This is a genomic window from Ignatzschineria rhizosphaerae, from assembly GCF_022655595.1.
GTDB classification, from domain to species: Bacteria; Pseudomonadota; Gammaproteobacteria; order Cardiobacteriales; family Wohlfahrtiimonadaceae; genus Ignatzschineria; species Ignatzschineria rhizosphaerae.
In genome coordinates this window covers 2,477,657-2,497,235 of record NZ_CP093379.1, presented here as the reverse complement: position 1 = coordinate 2,497,235, position 19,579 = coordinate 2,477,657, and the positions used below count along the sequence as shown (strand labels likewise).

The following is a 19,579-nucleotide window of genomic DNA, read 5'->3' as shown; positions in this document are numbered from 1 at the left end:
TAAGATATCACGCTGGTTGCGTGATGTTTTATCACGAGCGAACATGAAATAATAATGAAAATAAGAGTAACTATATGAATTCTATTATGCCTTTTATCCAACAAAATTGGATGTTTGTCGCGGCATTTGTTGTTGTCGTCACGCTGTTCATTGCCAATGAGATTAACTCGGCAAGAGGAAAGAAGTACCGAATGAGCGTTACCGATGCGCTCCGTGAATATAACGATGATAACGCTGTATTTATTGATATTAGAAGTAAAAAAGATTTTAAAAAATTGCATATCCCCAATGCTGTGAATATTCCAGCAGCAGAGCTTGAGAAGAAGCTTGAGAGTTTAGCGCAATTTGGAAATAAACAAATTATTGTATATAGCGATACCGATCCACGTGCAAATGAAGCTTGTATTAAACTGCGTAAAATGCATCCTCAAGCACCTTTAAATGTATTAGTGGGCGGTATAGTTGGTTGGCAGGAGGCGAACTTACCTCTTTCTAAGGATTAAGGAGAAACGGAATGAAAAAAGTAGAAGTGTATTTTAAAGCCACATGTGGTTATTGCCGTCGTGCATTTGAAATCCTTGAACGTCATGGTGTTGAGCCTATCAAAATTGATGTTGATAGCGATCCGAAACTTTGGGAAGAGTGTCAAACACGTTCAGGAAGAAATACAGTCCCACAAATTTACATTGGAGATTTCCATGTAGGTGGCTGTGATGATTTGATGATGTTAGATAAGAGAAATCAACTGGATGATTATCTCTCAGGAAAACTTCCACAATAACTTTATTGTTTTAATATATAAAAGGTAGATCGTAATGAGCCAAGAAAACCAAGCAACATTTGATATTTTAAGAATTTATACTAAGAACGTCTCTTTAGAGTCACCAAATGCTCCTGAAGCATTTAAGACAGCAACGAATCCAGAGATTCAAATTCAGCTCAGCAATGAAGAGCGTGTGATTGAAGAAGGAATTCATGAAGTTGCGCTTAAAGTAACAGTGACTGCAAAACTTGAAGAGAAAGTTCTCTTTGTTGCAGAAGTTGAGCAAGCGGGTCTTTTCCAATTAGCAAACTTCCCAGAAGAGCAATTAAAAGCAATTAAAGGTGGCTACTGCCCTAACATCCTTTATCCGTATGCTCGCCAAGCGCTCGATAACTTAGTGTCAGGTGCAGGTTTCCCTCCAGTGGTTCTTTCACCAATCAACTTTGAAGCAGTCTATGCAGAGCGCCAAGCGCAAGTTGCCAATGAAGCTACAAAAGATGAGAAAAAATCTAAAAAAACTGACGCGTAACTCTGAAAAATTTAGTATTAGCTAAAATGCAAAAAAAAGCTGAACCGTAATGGGCTCAGCTTTTTTTTATGATATTGGTTAATGGCACTATTTTTTATAGTAAATTTGGTTTAGGAAAAACTGCTGGCGCAGGAAATAGTGATGACATAAAAGAATTAAGGGCGATAGGTTTGAATACGATTCTTCCAGCCTAAAAGCCAGCGGGATTCCCCTTTTGAAGGATCTGCGTTATTGACTCGATCGGTTAAGACTTTCTCCGCAGAGCGTCTAAAGCTTGCTAGAATTTCCGCATCAATCTCAGCCTTATTATTGCCAGCAAAAGTGAGATCCATATTCTCTAAGACTTGCACCAGTCCCCAACCTTGATTGTGGTAACGCTCATTAGGATTAATGCCTTCCCCTTTAAAGTTCACATAATCAATTAAGGCATATAAACCATTTTGACTGCCGGCAACTTCATAAAACTTCATCTCAATAAACTCAGGATAAGTAGATACTGCCTTCATCTTTTGTAAAGCGCCTTGTAGACGCTGATAGATAAAGAGCGTTTGCAGATCCTTGGTATTTGCTAAAAATTGCATTAGCTCATTGAGTTCCCCTCGTGATTTTGCGGCATTAAAAGCCGCCTGGTTTTGCCAAGGCGCCGTGCGATGCTTTTTTAAGATTGCCGGCAATTGTGCACCATTTTGCTGTAGAAATTGGACTAGTGCCGGGAAGGTCTCTTCAAAGTGGGCAGCTTCACCGGCTTTATACCAGATAAAATGCCCAATTCCTAAAGAGGGAAAATTCTCCCCATTATTCCAAACGGCGATATTTTCAAGTTTACCGCCCGTCTCATTTTGATAAATTTGCGCCCCAACTCGGGTTAATTCCGCTGGGCTAATATGGATATTAGGCTGCGCAAAGCTTAGCGTTAGGCTTAGTATCACGAGTAAAGGGAGTAAGAGCCGGTTTTTAAGAAGCGATCGCATTAGTAGATAACTCCTCTTTTTTTCCAGTAGTAAACTAGCGCAAAGCCGGCAACTGCGCCGCCAATATGGGCAAAGTGTGCCACAGGATTCCAAGAGAGATTCATTAATCCTAAAATAATCTCTAATCCGATTAATCCTGGAATAAAATATTTGGCCTTGATTGGGTAAGGGATAAAGACCAGCGATAAGCCGGTATTAGGAAAGAGAAATCCAAAAGCGACTAAAACACCATAGATAGCCCCCGATGCACCCATCATAGGGGTGATATAGGCTTGAACTAGCGCAATGATCTCCGGCACTGTATTAAAAAAGGAAGGGACAGTCGCACGGCCAAAGTGATCGAGCTGAATATTCTCATTAATAATCTCAGGTGTCAGCTGTGCATTAAAACCAACAATGCTTCGTATATCTACATATTCAATCGCATTTTTTAATGGCTCAATCGTAAAATAGCTTTGGGCATTAAAGAGAATAAAGGATCCCATGCCGGCAACAAAATAGAGAATCAGAAAACGCTTTGTCCCTAAGTGATATTCAACGGTAGAACCAAAGATAAAGAGTGCCAGCATATTAAAAAGAAGATGCCCAATGCCGGCATGAATAAACATATGGGTGAAAGGTTGCCAGAATTGAAAGTTAATCGATTCTGGATAGTAGCTTCCAAAGATTACATCAAGTTCCACTACTTCCATGCTTGAAAGCAGCATTGTTAAAATGAAGATCCCCACATTCACAATAATAAGTGTTCGTGTGGCAATCGGAAGGTTTTTAAGCATATAAAACGCACCCTATATGAAAGATTAAAGATGGGTTAATCTTATCATAGGTTGCTATGAGAATTAGTAGTTCACTTGATTAGAACCATTTATCAGAATATCTACTTTATAAGGTTCGGTATCGGTAATGTCTTTGGTACACTAATCCTCATTCAAAACATCTAATAAATAAGAAGAGAACAGTATGGCAGAAGTAAAAGATACAGCGACGGAGCTTCCTTGGATTCGATATGATAAAAATCCTTACGGAGTGCCGTTACTTGATTTAAGACCGATTACCTTTCAATTAGGTAGCGAGATTGAAGACGGGGCTTTAAAGAATTTAGATTCTTTTAGTATGGAAGATGGGGCATCTTTTTCAGGGTTGTCCCCGGCAACGGAAAATGGGCAAGATCGTATTGTGACTTGTGATTTAATGTATAATACGGCAGGCAAGCTCTATCCTGGTTCGCTTTTTGTGCCAGAAACGCCGGAAGATCGTTGGGCGATCTTTTTTGATGGCGCGTTTATCTACTTTATTCGTAGTTGGTCACGGGAATTAGTAGCAAAGGCAGCGGTTAAAGTGCTGGAAAATAAGATTGAGCTTAGAGAGATTGAAGGCGCTATTTTAGATAGTGGCTTTGAGACGGAGAATCAAACCATTGCGTTGGTGAATTTCTTGATGCTGAGCTATGTTTTAGGTGAAACGGTGCCGGTGCCTCTTTTAAATGAGTTAGAATCAGAGCCTAATCGCGCCGCTGTTTGGGCATTTTCACTCTTTGGTCATCGCGCTAAAATTGGGGTGTTTAATGAAGATGCGCTCTTTAGCTCTCTCAAAGAGATTCGAAGCACAACGGCTTATCATATTGCGATCGCTAACAATGATGTTGAGAGCGTGAAGCTTATTTTAAATCAAAATTTAGTAGAGAAAGATTTACTAGCCCAAGATGGCTTTACCCCAATTCATTGGGCGCTCTATACGGATAATTTTGAGATGATCAAAGCCCTTCATGAACAGGGCGTTAATATTAATGCGTTTTCATTATCGCAAACAACGCCGCTCATGGATGCGATAGAGCTTAAATCAGAGAAAGGGATTGAGATGCTTTTATCTTTAAAGGCGGATATCTCTTTGGTAGATCAACAAGGATTTAGTGCGCTTCACCGTGCCGCGGCAATGGGACTTGTAGAAGTTGTTAAAAAGCTATTGATAGAAGGGGCTGACCCTTACCAAGAGAGCGTTCAAGGATTCACGCCAAAGGCGTTAGCGGCAGAGCGTAATCATTCGGCAATTGTTGCGCTTTTTACAGAAAAAGATTGAAAAATTTTTATTGCTCATAAATAAGTATCTTATCAAGACAATTAATAGGTTAATTCTTATTAATTGTCTTTTTTTGTAAAAAAATCCTTGAAAAGCAAAAAGCAATCCCCATTTTGTAGTTGTGAGGGGAATGATCTAAGTTCTAAAGAAAGATGCGTAGAAAATAATAAGGCTTAGAGATGTGAACCCAACTACGATTAATATTGAAAGGGAGAATCTACGGATGAACCAAGATAAATTTACACAAGCATTTTTAAATGCTTTAAGTGGCGCTCAAACATTAGCGCTCACTAATGATAACCAGTATATCGAACCTGAACATGTGTTAAGTACGATGCTTAATCAGAAAGAGGGCTCGGTCCTCCCTCTTTTTCGTCAATGCCGCGCGAATATTGCGGTATTAAATCAAAAAGTAGGGGAAGCGATTGAGAAATTCCCAAAAATTTCGGGAAGTAACGATATCCATATTAGCCAAAACTTACAACGAGTTTTAGTGGCGGCAGAAAAAGAGATGCATAAGCGTGGTGATGGCTATCTCTCTTCAGAAGTTTTTATCTTAGGAATTTTAGATGAGAACAAGCAGCTTGCTGAAACTTTAAAAAGTGCCGGCGTTACAAAAGATGTTTTAAACAGAGCCATTGATTCCATTCGTGGGGGTGAAAGCGTGCAAGATCCAAATGCAGAAGGTAACCGTGAAGCACTCAATAAGTATACTGTAGATTTAACAGAGCGTGCTGAGCTTGGAAAGCTTGACCCTGTGATTGGGCGTGATGATGAGATTCGCCGTGCAATTCAGGTGCTGTCTCGCCGTACGAAAAATAACCCGGTATTAATTGGGGAACCAGGTGTTGGTAAAACAGCGATTGTAGAAGGCTTAGCGCAGCGTATCGTCAATGGTGAAGTGCCGGAAGGATTGAAAGGTAAACGTGTTTTATCGCTTGATCTTGGGGCGCTAATTGCCGGCGCTAAATTCCGTGGGGAATTTGAAGAGCGTTTAAAAGCGGTGATCAATGAGCTTGAGAAGGAAGAGGGTCGTGTGATTCTCTTTATTGATGAGATTCATATGATGGTGGGCGCTGGTAAAACAGATGGCGCAATGGATGCCGGTAACTTACTCAAACCTGCGCTTTCTCGTGGTGAACTTCACTGTATTGGCGCGACAACGTTAAATGAGTATCGTGAATATATTGAGAAAGATGCAGCACTTGAGCGCCGCTTCCAACAAGTTTTGGTAGAAGAGCCAACGGTGGAAGATACTATTGCGATTTTGCGTGGGCTTAAAGAGCGTTATGAGATTCACCATGGGGTAGAGATTACAGACCCTGCGATTGTTGCTGCGGCAACCTTATCTCATCGTTATATTACCGATCGTCAGTTACCTGATAAAGCGATCGACTTAATTGATGAAGCGGGAAGCCAGATTCGTATGGAGATTGATTCAAAGCCTGAATCAATGGATAAACTTGATCGCCGAATCATTCAGCTTAAAATTGAGCGGGAAGCGATTAAGAAAGAGACTGATGATGCTTCTAAAAAACGGTTAGTAAATTTAGAAGAAGAGCTTACTAAACTTGAGAAAGAGTATGCAGATCTTGAAGAGGTTTGGAAAATTGAAAAGAGCCTCATGCAAGGAGCGACCTCTTTAAAAGAGGATCTCGACCAAGCAAGAACTGAGCTTGAAGCGGCAAAACGAAGTGGTGATTTAGCAAAAATGAGCGAGCTTCAGTATGGGAAAATTCCTGAGCTTGAGCGTCAGCTAAAGGAATCTCAAGAAGCTGAAAATCATGAAGAGCGTGAACATCGCTTAGTGCGCACGAAAGTGACTGGCAATGAGATTGCGGATGTGGTCTCTAAATGGACTGGTATTCCTGTTAACCGCATGATGGAAGGTGAGCGTGAGAAACTCCTTCGTATGGAAGAAGTTTTAGGAGAGAATGTCATTGGTCAGAAAGAAGCGATTACAGCCGTTTCTGATGCGGTTCGCCGTTCACGTGCTGGGTTATCAGATCCAAACCGCCCGATCGGTTCATTCCTCTTCTTAGGCCCAACCGGTGTTGGTAAAACAGAATTAACGAAAACGCTGGCAACGTTCCTCTTTGATGATGAGAATGCGATGCTTCGTATCGATATGTCTGAGTTTATGGAAAAACACTCAGTGGCGCGTTTAATTGGTGCGCCTCCAGGATATGTGGGTTATGAAGAAGGTGGTTACTTAACAGAAGCCATTCGCCGCCGTCCATATTCTGTTATCTTGCTTGATGAGGTAGAGAAAGCGCATCCAGATGTCTTTAATATCTTATTGCAAGTATTAGATGATGGCCGCTTAACGGATGGTCAAGGTCGCACGGTTGACTTTAAAAACACAGTGATCATTATGACCTCAAACTTAGGCTCGCACCTTATCCAAGAGCAAGCAAGTCGCTTAAGTGATCTAAGTGAGAAAGATCAATATTTAGCGATGCGTGAATCGGTGATGGGCGTTGTGGGAGAACATTTCCGCCCTGAGTTTATTAACCGTATTGATGATATTGTGGTATTCCACCCGCTTGCGAAAGAGCATATTCGTTCAATTGCACAGCTTCAAGTCAATCGTGTGGTGAAACGCTTACTTGATCATGATGTGATGTTAACTGTCACAGAAGCTGGTTTAGATAAGCTTGGTGAAATTGGTTATGACCCTGTCTTTGGGGCAAGACCACTTAAACGTGCAATCCAAACGCACCTTGAGAATCCTCTTGCGAAAGCATTTTTAAGTGGGGAGTTTAAGGCTGGAGATACTGTGATCATTGATGGTGACCTAGCAATGGATATCATCGATGGAGATCAGCACGATTAATAGCGACTTCAAGAAGACACCTAGAAAATGGTACAAACTAACGTTAACAAGTAACATTAAGGTGTAATAGATGAAAGCCTGACAAGAGTCGGGCTTTTTTATTATCTAAAATTGAGCATAAAATTATGAGAATCAAAATCCACACTTCGAATATCTGCGCGATGATGTCGTTGAAGATGTTTTGCGGTGATCGGTGATTCTTTAGTCTCATAGAGCTGCGCTATTGCCGGGGGAATAAATAGAGATCCTAGTGATAAAAGCGCACTTTTTTTTAAAAAATCTCGGCGTGAGGATTGATGTTGCTTCATAGTAAAATAGGTCCCCAATAAATAGTGATGACAAGCTTTAAGATATTGTTACTACTGTAATCTTATCGTAGGGGTGAGAAATTTGTCAAAGAAAAGGGTCGAAGATGGTTTGGATTAGCTTTACAAATGAAATCATCGCATAATGTAAAGATCAATTAAGGTCACATTTTATTCTCTTGGCTTTTCATCAATTTAGGAAAATAGCTCATTATGGCAATTGAAACAAAAAAGGTTTATAAAGCAACATCAGCAGTTCATGAAAATTATCAAATTGCGATAAAGGCAAGAGAGCATCAAGTGATGGCCGATGAGCCTGCACCTATTGGAGATAATGTAGGTATGACCCCGATGGAGCTTCTATTAGGGGCAATGGGCGGATGTAAAAGTATTGTTTTTAAGAGCGCTGCAAAGAAGTTAAAGATTGCTTATACCAAATGTGAAATTGAGGTAGAGGGAGATTTTGATTCAGCCGGCTATATGGGGGATCCTAATATCCCTATTGGTTTTAGCGCCATTAGAACGATTTACCATATCAATAGTATCGCGGCAAAGGAAGAGATTGAGCAATTAATTGCTTTTGTCGAGAGCCATTGCCCTGTTGCTGCAACCATTGAGGTTTCACCAAAGATGGATTCAGTTTTAAAATATAATGCTTAGTCCCGTTATATTCGAGCATTATCAGAAGAGGGTAATAAGTATATTTTCATGTAAAGATTTATCTTTAAGTTTATTTACAAATATTTATTTATCATGAACTATCTGAATTAGTAATTGTTAGTGAATCAAAAGTTGAAGGGGTCATCGTATGGTAAAAGAGTTATTTCATTTCTTAATAGGAGATCTGATATGGTTATATATACTTGCGCCGCTCTTTTTTATATTAAGTGGTTATCTCACTTATAAAACAGGATTTGTACAATTACGCTTCTTAAAAGAGACATGGAGTTCGTTATTTGAGAAAACGAAAAATAGTGTCGGAATAACGCCTTTACAAGCTTTTAGTTTAAGTATGGCAGGACGTATTGGTGCAGGTAATATTATCGGAGTAACCTTTGCGATTAGCTTAGGGGGCCCGGGCGCTATTTTTTGGATGTGGGTTGTGGCCTTTTTAAGTATGGCGCTTGCCTTTATCGAGAATATCTTAGCGCAGGTTTATAAAGTTAAACGGGGCGATCTCTATCATGGTGGGCCTGCTTACTATATTGCTAAAGGATTAAAGTCACCGAAGCTAGGGGCATTATTTGCCATTGTTTTTGTCTTTGTTTTTGGGCTTTTATTTAATGTTGTCCAATCGAGTACGATTTTAGATATGGTCAGTATGACCTATTCTGTAGAGTCTAATTATGGCGTTTTATTCGTGCTACTAGTCATCACTGCGGTTGCGATTACGGGAGGATTAAGACGCGTTTCACATATTACCGAGATTATTGTGCCTTTAGCTTTATTGATTTATCTATTACTCATTTTAGGGATATCAATAATGCATATCTCAGCACTTCCGGCAGTATTAAAGCTGATTATCAGTAATGCTTTTGGTGGTAAAGAGATGATGGTAGGGGCGATTGCATCGGCGATGGTGCAAGGGGTTAAACGAGGCTTACTCTTTAACGGAACAGGAATGGGAAGTGCTACTCTTGCAGGATCGACGGCAAATACAAGACATCCTGCAAAGCAGGGACTTTTACAGAGCTTAGGTGTTTTTGTTGATACTGTCTTTATTAATGGTAGTACGGCATTTATTATCTTAATGTCGGGGGTTTATGGGCATGGAATTCCTAATGGTATTTTATTAGTACAAGCTTCTATTACCCATTACTTAGGAGGCTTTGCACCCTATTATGTCTCAACGATTTTGCTCTTAACCTCTTTTACTGCAATCGTGGGGAATTACTATTATGGTGAAACAAACATCACTTATTTAAGCGAACGCAAAGGAGTATTAATAACTTATCGTTTTGCGGTGTTAGGGATGTTAATCTTAGGCGCTTTTGTCAATATTGATGAGTTATGGAATATCGTCACCTTCTTTGTTGGCAGTATGACGATTATTAATTTAGTGGTGATATTTCTTTTAAGCGGGACAGCCTTTAAAGTATGGGATAACTATTTACAGCAGAAAAAAATAGGTAAAGTCCCTTATTTTTATGCTGAAGACATCCCAGGATTAGAAGGTGCTGATTGTTGGGAGAAGCCCGATAGCTTAAAAGAAAAGACACGAGAAGATGCCTATTTTAAAGCAATGCCACGTTAAGAGTAAGGTTATATCTATAGAGGATTGATATTTTCTTTAAAATGTTCCACATGAAACATTTTTATTTATCATAAGAGAGATCAGCAAGCTTGATCCAATGAAATAAGCCAAAGATTGAGACAATAAAATAGATCATAAACATGATACTTGAGGGATATTGCGCTTGAATAAAGAGCATGATACCCGTGAGAAGATTTGCCGGAATTAGTAAGCTCCATTGCTCAGCCCATCTTCGTGTTGCCATCCATATCGCAACGACATTAAGGCTTGTTGCGAAGGTGTCGCTAAGGAGAATAGTCCATGAGGTGTCGGTAAGCAGATAGAGTAAGCCGGCAATGATTAGTGAGGAGATGATGAGATAGCTAATAATTGTCGTGATCGCTTTTTGAGGCATTCGCTCAAGGGGGATGGTGCTTTTTTGGGAGGCATCTAAGCCTGCCGGTGAAAGCTGTTTTTGGTGCCACTTATGCCAGCCCCAAATGGAGATAATGAAGAAATAGCCATAGATTAAGCTCATGGCATAAAACTCACTCTTAAAGAAAATATAGATATAGAGGATTGCCATGATGATGCTGGCAATCCACATACTCTTTTTTGCTTTAAACTCAAGGTAGAGATAAATGAGCCCAATTGCTGTTGCAAGGAGCCCTAAATAATCTGTTTGTAAAACTTCTAAAATCGTTTCCATTTAGATTGTAAGACTATATGGTTTAAAGATTTTTGATCACTTGATCAGGTTTAATAATCACTTTACGATCTTTATAAAGATTTCCTAAAGCGCGTTTAAATGCCGCTTTACTCACGCCAAAATGCTTATGAATCAGATCAGGTGAGCTTTTATCACTAATTGGCATAGAACCACCATACTCACTGATTTTGCGCATAATCGCATCTTCTAATGTTTCACGAGCTTCTGGCGTATTGATGATAGGTTGCTCAGCGATATCTATTTTTCCATCTTCACGAACATGTTTAACGTAGCCAAGGATTTCATCGCCCACTTCAAGTTCACTGATGACATCACTGTGATACATTAAGCCCCAGAATTGATGATCGACAATGACTTTTACGCCAAGATCTGTTTTGCTCTCAACAATGAGTTGTACAGGATCTCCCTCGGTGTAGTGATGAGGAGCTTGATCAAGGAATTTTTCAAGCTTCATACTTGCCGTAATACGCTCTGAAACTTCATCAATATAGGTATAAACAATAGCAAAGTCACCGGCATTGACTGAGCCAACTTCTTCGCTAAAGGGTAATAGCAGATCTTTAGATAAGCCCCAATCAAAGAAAATACCGATATCATTGATTTCCACCACCTGTAAATCGGCAAATTTACCAACTTCGGTATAAGGTTTTTTGGGAGAGGCAATTAAGTGGTTGTGATTATCTAAATAGACAAACACATCTAACCATTTACCGACAGCGGTCGGTTGGTCTTTAGGAATCTCACGATGTGGCAGAAGAACATCGCCTTCTAAAATGAGTCCCATCTTTGTTTTTTGGATAATCGTTAAGCGATTCATCTGCCCAATTTTGGGATCATTTTCATTGTAGTAAGACATAAGGCCTTTTAAATCTCGTCATAAATATTGAATCAAATGGCGTATTGATTAGTCAGTGAGAGCATGAAGAGATCATCACTGTTTCAATAAGCACCTTATAATAACTCTATTATAAGCATTTAGAAAAAATGCGTCATTAAAGCATTGGTTTTGTTTTTTTATAAGCCCAAAGGGCCCTTGGAATAATGTCAGGTAGATACTATTACGGAATATCTATCTATTTTGAAAGATGAGGATCTTTTTCTTGAATTGCATTTGCTGCGCAAACGGCAGATCCCCATGCCCACTGAAAATTATAGCCGCCAAGCCAGCCAACAATATCTACAACCTCACCAATAAAATAGAGGTTTTCTGTGAGTTTACTCTCCATTGTTTTGGTATTGAGCTCTTTGGTATTAACGCCACCTCTCGTAGCTTCAGCGGTTTTGTGTCCATCTGTTCCATTTGGTGAGATAGTCCATGCGTTAAGGCTTGAGCCTAATTGTTCTAATATTTTATGGGGAATTTCCGGCAAGGGCGTTGCAAGATATTCGCAAAAAGGTGCGCGATTTAACCAAAACTGGATAAAGCGTTTTGGGATTGCTGGCACTAATTCGCTAATAGCTCTTTCAAGGTGATATTTAACCTCTGTTTTGAGCGTAATTAACGCTGTTTGGATATCAACTTTGGGGGCAAAATTGATGGTGATAGTTTTTCCTGGTACCCAGTAACTAGAGATCTGTAACACACCAGGGCCTGATAAACCTTTATGTCGAAAAAGGAGGTCTTCATCGAAGGTGATACGATCTTTAGGTTTTTTACTAAAGTTAGTAGAGATCTCAACTGGCAATGAGATCCCAGCAAGTTCAGTAAATCCTTCTTGTTCCCAAAAATCAAAATGAAGTGCAACTAACGCAGGTCTTGTGGGAATAATCGTATGCCCAAATTGTTTTGCTACTTGATAGCCAAAATCGGTAGCACCAATTTTAGGGATAGCAAGTCCTCCTGTGGCAATAATCAAATGGTTACACGTGAAACATCCTAAACTTGAGTTGATAGAGAAATGGGAGGCCGTCTTGGTAATGGCTTCCACCGTTGTTTCCTTCTTTAAATTGACTTGCCCTAATTGACACTCTTTTAGGAGCATCTCAATAATATCTTTAGATGATGCTTTTTGTACACGATCACAAAAAAGTTGTCCTCGATGTTTTTCGGTAAAGGGGATCTGATATTTTTTGACGAGTGAAATGAAGTCTTCTGCCGTGTAGTTGGATAATGCGTAACGGACAAACTTGGGGTTCTCAGAAACATAATAAGAAGATGCATCAAAGCCATCAATATGGGTATTGGTGAAGTTACAAAAACCGCCGCCGGCAATTCTAATTTTTTCTCCAATTTTGCTGGCATGATCCAGTAGTAATACCGATAAGCCAGACTGACCTATTTTGCTTGCCGCCATCAAACCCGCCGCGCCGGCACCAATAATAATGGTATCAAAGTGTTGAGTGTTGTTAGCAGAGGAAACAGGCATAAATCTTTTGGCTTTTTTTGTATCAATCGTGCGAGCAATTATAAGCGCTTTTCAATGAGAAGCTAGCGACAGAATGTAAATTATCAAAAAAACTAAACTTTAAGAGAGGGAGATGCTTATTTATGCCGGCAATCTTTGTAAGAATTGATCGCTACTTATTAGCGTTGCTCCAAGCTTTTGGGCAATATCATATACTGTTTCTGAGATCTGATTATCGGTAATAATATTGGACATGCAGTCTGATAAAATGATGATTCTTTGTAATAATTCAGGGGCGTGTTTCATGATATCTGCAATGGTACTCGCAACGCAAAAATCCATCGCTTCCCCCACTATCACAATTTCATCAAAGCTTTCAAACTTAGTAAGAAGCGCTACATCAAGAAGTGTTGAAGGCGCTTCAGGAAAGGCAACGGCAGCTTTAAGAATGCTGTAATGCTCGGTAAAAGGATTACTTCCTTTATTATAGAGTTCAAAGTTTTTACCGCTTTGATGGGACCAATGCGTTAAAACTGCATAGAGCGCATCCGGTAGCTCCCAGCCTTTAGTCCCTATTAAACAGTGTGGCGGCCAGATGGTGCACTGATAAGCCATTGTGGTGAGCCCTTGTAGGTAGCGTTCACTAAACTCAGGATAGTATTGGGGAATCCATTTTTGATCAATAAGATCTTGATAAGTAATATCTGTAAATGGCGTTGGCATCTCCCCTTTCTGATTTCGCCAGTAGCTAGGGTGCGCAATATGAATAGGAAGATGTGAATCCATGCTGATTAAGATTTCATCAAAGGCAGAGCCGGCATTTTCTAATAAGCGTAAAATATTAAATAGATCATCACTAGCCCCTTGTACATAGAGCTTACCTTCAGGGTGACAAAAATCATTTTGTAAGTCGATGCCTAACAGTAATCTTTTCATAGTGAATATCCCAAGTGATCTTTTATTGTCTGAATAAATTTTGTGATGAAGCTAATACCAATGTAGCAGAATTATATAGCACAAGGTGAAGATTATGCGGGGCTAATCAGAGTCTTCCCATTTTTATTACCAGCATTTAAGCGGTTATAAATAATTTTATAACCGTCTTATGAGTGGGTTTGATACACTGCTTGCTGTGAAGAGTAAACTAGCAATGGATTAAGAGTATTCTTGATGATATGGCTATTTCATTCAATTTTAAATGATGTCATAAGTCAGAATAAAAGGTTTTATTCTGACTTATGACATCAATGCTTATTATGATAACAAGATCGAAGTGGGGAAGGTATGGCAGGAGAAATGATCCTGATTTTAATGTTTGTAGCAATGGTTGCAGGATTTATTGATGCCATTGCCGGTGGTGGCGGTTTAATTACTTTGCCGGCACTTCTTTTATCGGGCTTATCTCCGGTACAAGCATTAGCAACGAATAAGCTGCAATCCTCAGCGGGTTCTTTTTCTGCGACATTTGCTTTTTTTCGCAAGGGATTAATTAGCTGGAAGCACTCAAAATGGGTCTTTTTTATGGCATTAAGTGGCGGCGTTATTGGTGCACTCTTAGCCACTAGATTGCCGGCAACTTTTTTACAAGTTGTAGTACCTATTTTGCTTTTATGTGTCGCTACCTACTTTGTGTTTTCCCCTAATTTAGATGCTAAAGAGAAGTGCGCGAAGATCTCAAGAACCCTGTTTCTTTTAACATTTGTTCCTTTAATTGGATTTTATGATGGAATCTTTGGCCCTGGTACCGGTTCTTTCTTTATGGTGGCATTTGTACTGATGCTAGGAAGCTCTTTGGTGAATGCTATTGCGGAAACAAAGTTAGCAAACTTTGCCTCGAATATTGGCTCCTTTGCGATATTTGCTTTTTCAGGAGAGATGCAAGTTCTGCTTGGTGTATTAATGGCAGTCGGCGCTTTTATCGGGGCGCAGTTAGGTGCTCGATTTGCTGTTAAATATGGGGGGAGAGTGATTCGCCCTTTATTGATTATAATGAGTATCGCAATGGCGATTAAACTACTTTTAGAGCCGACTAATCCACTATCCCAATGGGTCATGAATCTATTTTAAATAGCCAGTTATTAATCTGATCCCTTCCTTTATATATCATTAGCTAGTAGCAGATGATTGGGTAATAAAGGGTTATAGTTATGAGCTTTGAATCGACCCTAATAATGATTAGGGAGGTTTGTTAAAAAGATCTATAAAGGTATTGAATCAAAAGCATAAAGAGAGAATCTTAGACAAGGTTCTCTTTTTTATTGTCATTTTATAGTTAAGTCGGTTTAAAAATGACTAAAAGGTTCCTAGCGCATCGGTTATGAAAAATCCAAGAATCGCTCAACCGAGCATCGTGCTAGCTGATTGGATGTATATGCTCTGCTCTTTTACTTTTAAGATTAAGTTTCTTAAACCAAATCGACTATATATTTAGGGATTATTGAAAAAGGGTCGTGAATAAGCATGTTATTGTTGCAATCTTTTGAAAATCAAGGTAATCATTAGTTAGTACTAAAATTATATTAGTATATATAACAATAAAATATAACGATAAAGTCAAAAGAGCCGATATCTGCGGATTTATTCATCGTGATTATTAGTGCTCGGCTTATTAAGTTATAACAATCTAACCATTAATCTAGCGCTGCATCATCAATATTATCAAAACAATAAAGCGCGTTATGAGCCGGAGTTTTTTATCAGAGGTATTTAAGGAGAGGTTATGCGAGATCATTTAATATTATCGAAGTTAAATATGGGGGTTAAAAAAGGATTGGGAGCCATTGTCGTGGCAAGTTCTTTAATTTTTGCAAGTGCTAGCGCCGCGACATTAGTTTATTGTTCAGAGGCTTCACCTGAAACATTTAACCCACAACTTGCTTCCTCAGGCACGACATTTGATGCCAGCGGCATTCCGATGTATAACCGGTTAACGGAGTTTAAGCTAGGAACGACAGAGTTTGAACCGAGTTTAGCCGAGTCTTGGGATGTGAGTGAGGATGGGAAAGAGTTTATCTTCCATCTTCGTAAGGGCGTTAAATTCCATAGTAATCGTACATTTAAACCGACTCGTGATTTTAATGCTGATGATGTGGTTTTTACTTTTGCTAGACAAATGGATAAATCCCACCCCTATCATAACGTTTCGAGCCGTCAATTTGAGTATTTTGAATCTATGGGATTCCCTGAGTTAATAGAATCTGTTGAAAAAATTGATGAATCTACTGTTAAAATTAGATTAACAAGACCTGATGCCACTTTTCTGCCAAATCTAGCGATGACTTTTGCCTCTATTTTATCAGCAGAATATGCCGAGCAATTGCTCGCAAAAGGCAAGCCTGAAGAGATTGATATTAATCCCATTGGTACAGGGCCTTTTCAGCTAAGATCCTATGAGGCGGATTCAAGAATCCTCTTTACTAAATTTAATGATTATTTTGGAACGCCGGCTAAACTAGATCGTTTAATCTTCTCTATTACCCCAGATCCTGCGGTGCGCTTTGCAAAGCTACAAAAAGGGGAATGTCATGTGATGCCTTATCCTAATCTTGCAGATCTAGAGCGAATGCAAAATCATAAGGATATTGAGGTCAAAGAGCGTACCGGGATTAATATCGGTTATTTAGCTTTTAATATGGATAAAAAGCCGCTTGATAAGTTAGAAGTACGCCAAGCCTTAAGTTTAGCGATTAATAAAGCGGATATTCTTGATGCGATTTATCAAGGAAGTGCAGAATCTGCGAAGAATTTTATTCCGCCAACAATGTGGGGATATAACGATGAAATTCAGGATTATGACTATAATCCTGAAGAAGCAAAAGCCCTGTTAGCGAAGGCGGGGGTAGCTGATGGTTTTGAAATCACTCTTTGGGCTATGCCAGTTCAGCGGCCTTATAATCCAAATGCGCGCCGAATGGCGGAGATGATTCAAGCTGATTGGGCAAAAATTGGGGTCAAAGCAAATATTGTCACTTATGAGTGGGGCGAGTATTTAACCCGTCTTCGTAATGGCGAGCATGATACGACATTGATGGGATGGACTGGGGATAATGGGGATCCTGATAACTTCTTCTCAATTTTATTAAGCTGCGCGGCTTCTGAAGCGGGCTCTAATTACTCTAAATGGTGTCACCCTGAGTTTGATGAGTTATTAGTAGCAGCGACTGCAACGACGGATCAAGATAAGCGAATTGCCCTTTATAAAAAGGCGCAAGAGATCCTTTATCGTGAGCAACCTGTCTTTAATATTGCGCATGCCCAAGTCTTTATGCCGGTAAGAAAAGAGGTTAAAGATTATGTGGTTGATCCACTTGGATTACATAATTTTTCTCAAGTTGATATCGATGAGTAGATTAATAGTGCAATAGCGTTAAGAAAAGCTGTGGATTTAAATTGCGGGTAAGAGATAGTCATAAGAATGCAAGCATTCCCTCTCTCCGTAAGATAGGTCTTTTAAAATCAAAGATATTAGTAATAGCAGATAAAGTGGCAAAGTTCTTAAGGGCTTTGCCACTTTATTTTGCCATCTTAAGTAACCGATTTGGTTTAATAAAAGCGATTTTAAAAGTAAAGTGGTATAGCGTGTACATCAAATCAGTTTGCCTGATGCCGGATAGAACGATTCTTGTGCTTCTCATAACCGATATGCTGGCAATCTCATTCCGTGACTTTTAAATCAATTTTACTATACAAGTCGGTAAGCCTTTTTAAGCTTAAGGGAAATGATGATATAAATTCCCGCTTATTAAAGCGTAAAACATTAAGGTTTAATCTGACTTTTGATTTTTTAATTAAACATGAATTATATGTCTACCGTCAAAAATGCTAGTAAATTCGGTGTTTATTTGAAAAAAATAGCGTAAAAATATTGCTTTTTAGGGGAATTAAAGGTAATCATTAATGAGAGCAGAATTAAATGATGATAAAAATAATTACGAAGGCTATCTTATTGTTGATAAGGGATTTATCTTCTTATCACGCTATGTCTGTTTATTAGATTTTAAAATCTAATCATTAATTCTACGTTTCTACATTGTAAAAATACTAAAAATATTACGAGATAAAATCTACCACTTTTCAAAAGGTATTAAGGAGAGAGTTATGAGCGATAATTTATTATTGTCAAAGCTAAGCACGGGCGTTAAAAAGAGCCTAGGGGCGATTGCAATCGTCGGTGCATTAGCAATGGGGAGCGCAAGCGCAGCAACATTGGTTTACTGTTCTGAAGCTTCTCCTGAAACATTTAACCCACAACTCTCATCAACAGGGACGACCTTTGATGCGAGTGGTATTCCTATTTACAGCCGTTTAACAGAATTTAAATTAGGAACAACAGAATTTGAACCAAGCTTAGCAGAATCTTGGGATGTGAGTGAGGATGGTAAGGAGTTTACCTTCCATCTTCGTAAGGGCGTAAAATTCCATAGTAATCGGGATTTTAAGCCAACACGTGATTTTAATGCCGATGATGTAGTCTTTACTTTTGAAAGACAGATGAATAAAGAACATCCCTATCATAATGTCTCAAGCCGTCAGTTTGAGTACTTTGAGGCAATGGGGTTTAACGAGTTAATTAGCTCGGTTGATAAGTTAGATGATTATACGGTTAAAATTACCTTAACTCGCCCTGAGTCACCATTTTTGGCAAACCTTGCGATGGCATTTGCTTCCATTTTATCTGCAGAGTATGGCGATGTCTTATTAGCAAAAGGCACGCCGGAGCAGATCGACTTAGTACCAATTGGCACAGGACCTTTTGAGTTTAGACAATATCAGCAAGATTCCCGTATTCTTTATACAAAGTTTAATGATTATTTTGGAACGCCGGCAAAACTAGACCGTTTAGTTTTCTCCATCACGCCTGATGCTGCTGTGCGTTATGCAAAACTGCAAAAGGGTGAGTGTCATGTAATGCCTTATCCAAACCTTGCAGACCTTGAGCGTATGCAAAAAGATGAAAACTTGGAAGTTAAAGAGCTGACAGGATTAAATATCGGTTACTTAGCATTTAACATGGATAAAAAGCCGCTTGATAAGTTAGAGGTGCGTCAAGCATTGAGCTTAGCGGTGAATAAAGCTGATATTATCGATGCGATTTTCCAAGGTAACGCCCAAGCTGCGAAGAACTTTATTCCCCCAACAATGTGGAGCTATAACGACGATATCGAAGATTATGAATATGATGTCGAGAAAGCAAAAGCATTGCTTGAAAAAGCAGGGGTAAAAGATGGTTTTGAGATCTCGCTCTGGGCAATGCCGGTACAACGCCCTTATAACCCAAATGCGCGTCGTATGGCGGAGATGATTCAAGCTGACTGGGCAAAAATTGGCGTGAAAGCAAATATTGTCACTTATGAGTGGGGCGAGTATTTAACTCGTATCCGTCATGGTGAGCATGATACGGTGCTTATGGGATGGACTGGGGATAATGGGGATCCTGATAACTTCTACTCATTCCTTTTAAGCTGTGATGCGGTGAATTCTGGCTCGAACTATTCACGTTGGTGTAATGAAGATTTTGACAAACTTCTCACAGAAGCACGTTCAACAACAGATCATGATAAACGTGTTGCACTTTATCGTGAAGCGCAAGAGATTCAACATCGTGAACAACCGGTGTTAAATATTGCTCACTCAACGGTTTATATGCCTGTGCGTAAAGAAGTTGTGAATTATACAATCGATCCACTTGGGACACATAACTTCTATCAGGTTGATGTTGAAGAGAAATAGTGACAATTGTTGTTCTTTAAAAATTGATAAGATCTACTCTTTATGAGGAGTCTACTGTGATA

General features: G+C 39.3%; 17 protein-coding genes. 10 read left to right on the top strand and 7 right to left on the bottom strand.

The genetic code is table 11. The features are described 5' to 3' along the window. The first annotated feature begins 74 nt into the window (after nt 1-74). The 3 genes from MMG00_RS11255 to secB are packed head-to-tail and all read left to right on the top strand — an operon-like array spanning nt 75 to nt 1,292. On the top strand, nt 75-503 hold the full coding sequence (locus MMG00_RS11255) for a rhodanese-like domain-containing protein (protein ID WP_242148364.1): 429 nt from the start codon (nt 75-77) through the stop codon (nt 501-503). Between the two features lie 11 nt (nt 504-514). Next, nucleotides 515-781 carry a glutaredoxin 3 gene (gene grxC, locus MMG00_RS11250; RefSeq protein ID WP_242148362.1) on the top strand — a complete coding sequence of 89 codons (267 nt, stop codon included), beginning with the start codon at nt 515-517 and terminating at the stop codon, nt 779-781. Nucleotides 782-815: 34 nt separating this feature from the next. Then, complete coding sequence (gene secB, locus MMG00_RS11245) at nt 816-1,292, top strand: protein-export chaperone SecB (protein WP_242148360.1); 477 nt, start codon at nt 816-818, stop codon at nt 1,290-1,292. A 155-nt stretch (nt 1,293-1,447) separates the two neighbouring features. Here the strand turns inward: secB and MMG00_RS11240 are convergent, their stop codons facing one another. Together MMG00_RS11240 and MMG00_RS11235 are read right to left on the bottom strand one after the other, a co-directional pair. Next, nucleotides 1,448-2,263 (bottom strand): hypothetical protein, encoded by an 816-nt coding sequence (locus tag MMG00_RS11240; RefSeq protein WP_242148358.1) that lies wholly within the window; start codon nt 2,261-2,263, stop codon nt 1,448-1,450. Then, nucleotides 2,263-3,039 carry a rhomboid family intramembrane serine protease gene (locus MMG00_RS11235; protein WP_242148357.1) on the bottom strand — a complete coding sequence of 259 codons (777 nt, stop codon included), beginning with the start codon at nt 3,037-3,039 and terminating at the stop codon, nt 2,263-2,265. Before MMG00_RS11235 ends, MMG00_RS11240 begins: the two co-directional genes overlap by 1 nt. Before the next feature lie 184 nt (nt 3,040-3,223). Between MMG00_RS11235 and MMG00_RS11230 the strand changes: the two genes are divergently transcribed. After that, a complete protein-coding gene (locus MMG00_RS11230; protein WP_242148355.1) occupies nt 3,224-4,339 on the top strand; it encodes an ankyrin repeat domain-containing protein in 1,116 nt (371 codons plus the stop codon). 223 nt (nt 4,340-4,562) lie between these two features. Then, nucleotides 4,563-7,175: an ATP-dependent chaperone ClpB gene (clpB, locus tag MMG00_RS11225; RefSeq protein ID WP_242148352.1), complete on the top strand. Its 2,613-nt coding sequence runs from the start codon at nt 4,563-4,565 to the stop codon at nt 7,173-7,175. Between the two features lie 101 nt (nt 7,176-7,276). On the opposite strand, the gene MMG00_RS11220 is transcribed toward clpB, so the two are convergent. Further along, entirely contained in the window at nt 7,277-7,483 is a 207-nt protein-coding gene (locus tag MMG00_RS11220; RefSeq protein ID WP_242148350.1) for a twin-arginine translocation signal domain-containing protein, read from the bottom strand. A 210-nt stretch (nt 7,484-7,693) separates the two neighbouring features. Between MMG00_RS11220 and MMG00_RS11215 the strand changes: the two genes are divergently transcribed. Both MMG00_RS11215 and MMG00_RS11210 read left to right on the top strand, forming a co-directional pair. Next, on the top strand, nt 7,694-8,140 hold the full coding sequence (locus tag MMG00_RS11215) for an OsmC family protein (protein WP_242148348.1): 447 nt from the start codon (nt 7,694-7,696) through the stop codon (nt 8,138-8,140). A gap of 148 nt (nt 8,141-8,288) precedes the next feature. Continuing rightward, the gene (locus tag MMG00_RS11210; protein ID WP_242148347.1) at nt 8,289-9,734 is read left to right on the top strand and encodes an alanine/glycine:cation symporter family protein; all 1,446 of its coding nucleotides are present in this window, start codon (nt 8,289-8,291) and stop codon (nt 9,732-9,734) included. A gap of 61 nt (nt 9,735-9,795) precedes the next feature. Here the strand turns inward: MMG00_RS11210 and pnuC are convergent, their stop codons facing one another. The 4 genes from pnuC to MMG00_RS11190 all read right to left on the bottom strand — a co-directional run bounded on the left by pnuC (nt 9,796) and on the right by MMG00_RS11190 (nt 13,724). Next, nucleotides 9,796-10,422, bottom strand: a complete 627-nt coding sequence (pnuC, locus tag MMG00_RS11205; protein ID WP_242148345.1) for a nicotinamide riboside transporter PnuC — start codon at nt 10,420-10,422, stop codon at nt 9,796-9,798. A gap of 22 nt (nt 10,423-10,444) precedes the next feature. Continuing rightward, on the bottom strand, nt 10,445-11,299 hold the full coding sequence (locus MMG00_RS11200; RefSeq protein WP_242148342.1) for a CvfB family protein: 855 nt from the start codon (nt 11,297-11,299) through the stop codon (nt 10,445-10,447). A gap of 217 nt (nt 11,300-11,516) precedes the next feature. Then, nucleotides 11,517-12,809 carry a BaiN/RdsA family NAD(P)/FAD-dependent oxidoreductase gene (locus MMG00_RS11195; RefSeq protein ID WP_242148340.1) on the bottom strand — a complete coding sequence of 431 codons (1,293 nt, stop codon included), beginning with the start codon at nt 12,807-12,809 and terminating at the stop codon, nt 11,517-11,519. Nucleotides 12,810-12,929: 120 nt separating this feature from the next. Then, nucleotides 12,930-13,724, bottom strand: coding sequence for a cysteine hydrolase family protein (locus tag MMG00_RS11190; protein WP_242148338.1), 795 nt, complete (start codon nt 13,722-13,724; stop codon nt 12,930-12,932). 348 nt (nt 13,725-14,072) lie between these two features. On the opposite strand from MMG00_RS11190, the gene MMG00_RS11185 reads away from it, so the two are divergent. From MMG00_RS11185 to MMG00_RS11175, 3 genes are all read left to right on the top strand, one after another. Then, the gene (locus tag MMG00_RS11185) at nt 14,073-14,855 is read left to right on the top strand and encodes a TSUP family transporter (protein WP_242148336.1); all 783 of its coding nucleotides are present in this window, start codon (nt 14,073-14,075) and stop codon (nt 14,853-14,855) included. A gap of 652 nt (nt 14,856-15,507) precedes the next feature. Continuing rightward, nucleotides 15,508-17,136: an ABC transporter substrate-binding protein gene (locus MMG00_RS11180; RefSeq protein WP_242148333.1), complete on the top strand. Its 1,629-nt coding sequence runs from the start codon at nt 15,508-15,510 to the stop codon at nt 17,134-17,136. Between the two features lie 749 nt (nt 17,137-17,885). Further along, nucleotides 17,886-19,517 carry an ABC transporter substrate-binding protein gene (locus tag MMG00_RS11175; RefSeq protein ID WP_270049303.1) on the top strand — a complete coding sequence of 544 codons (1,632 nt, stop codon included), beginning with the start codon at nt 17,886-17,888 and terminating at the stop codon, nt 19,515-19,517. Nucleotides 19,518-19,579 lie beyond the last annotated feature (62 nt).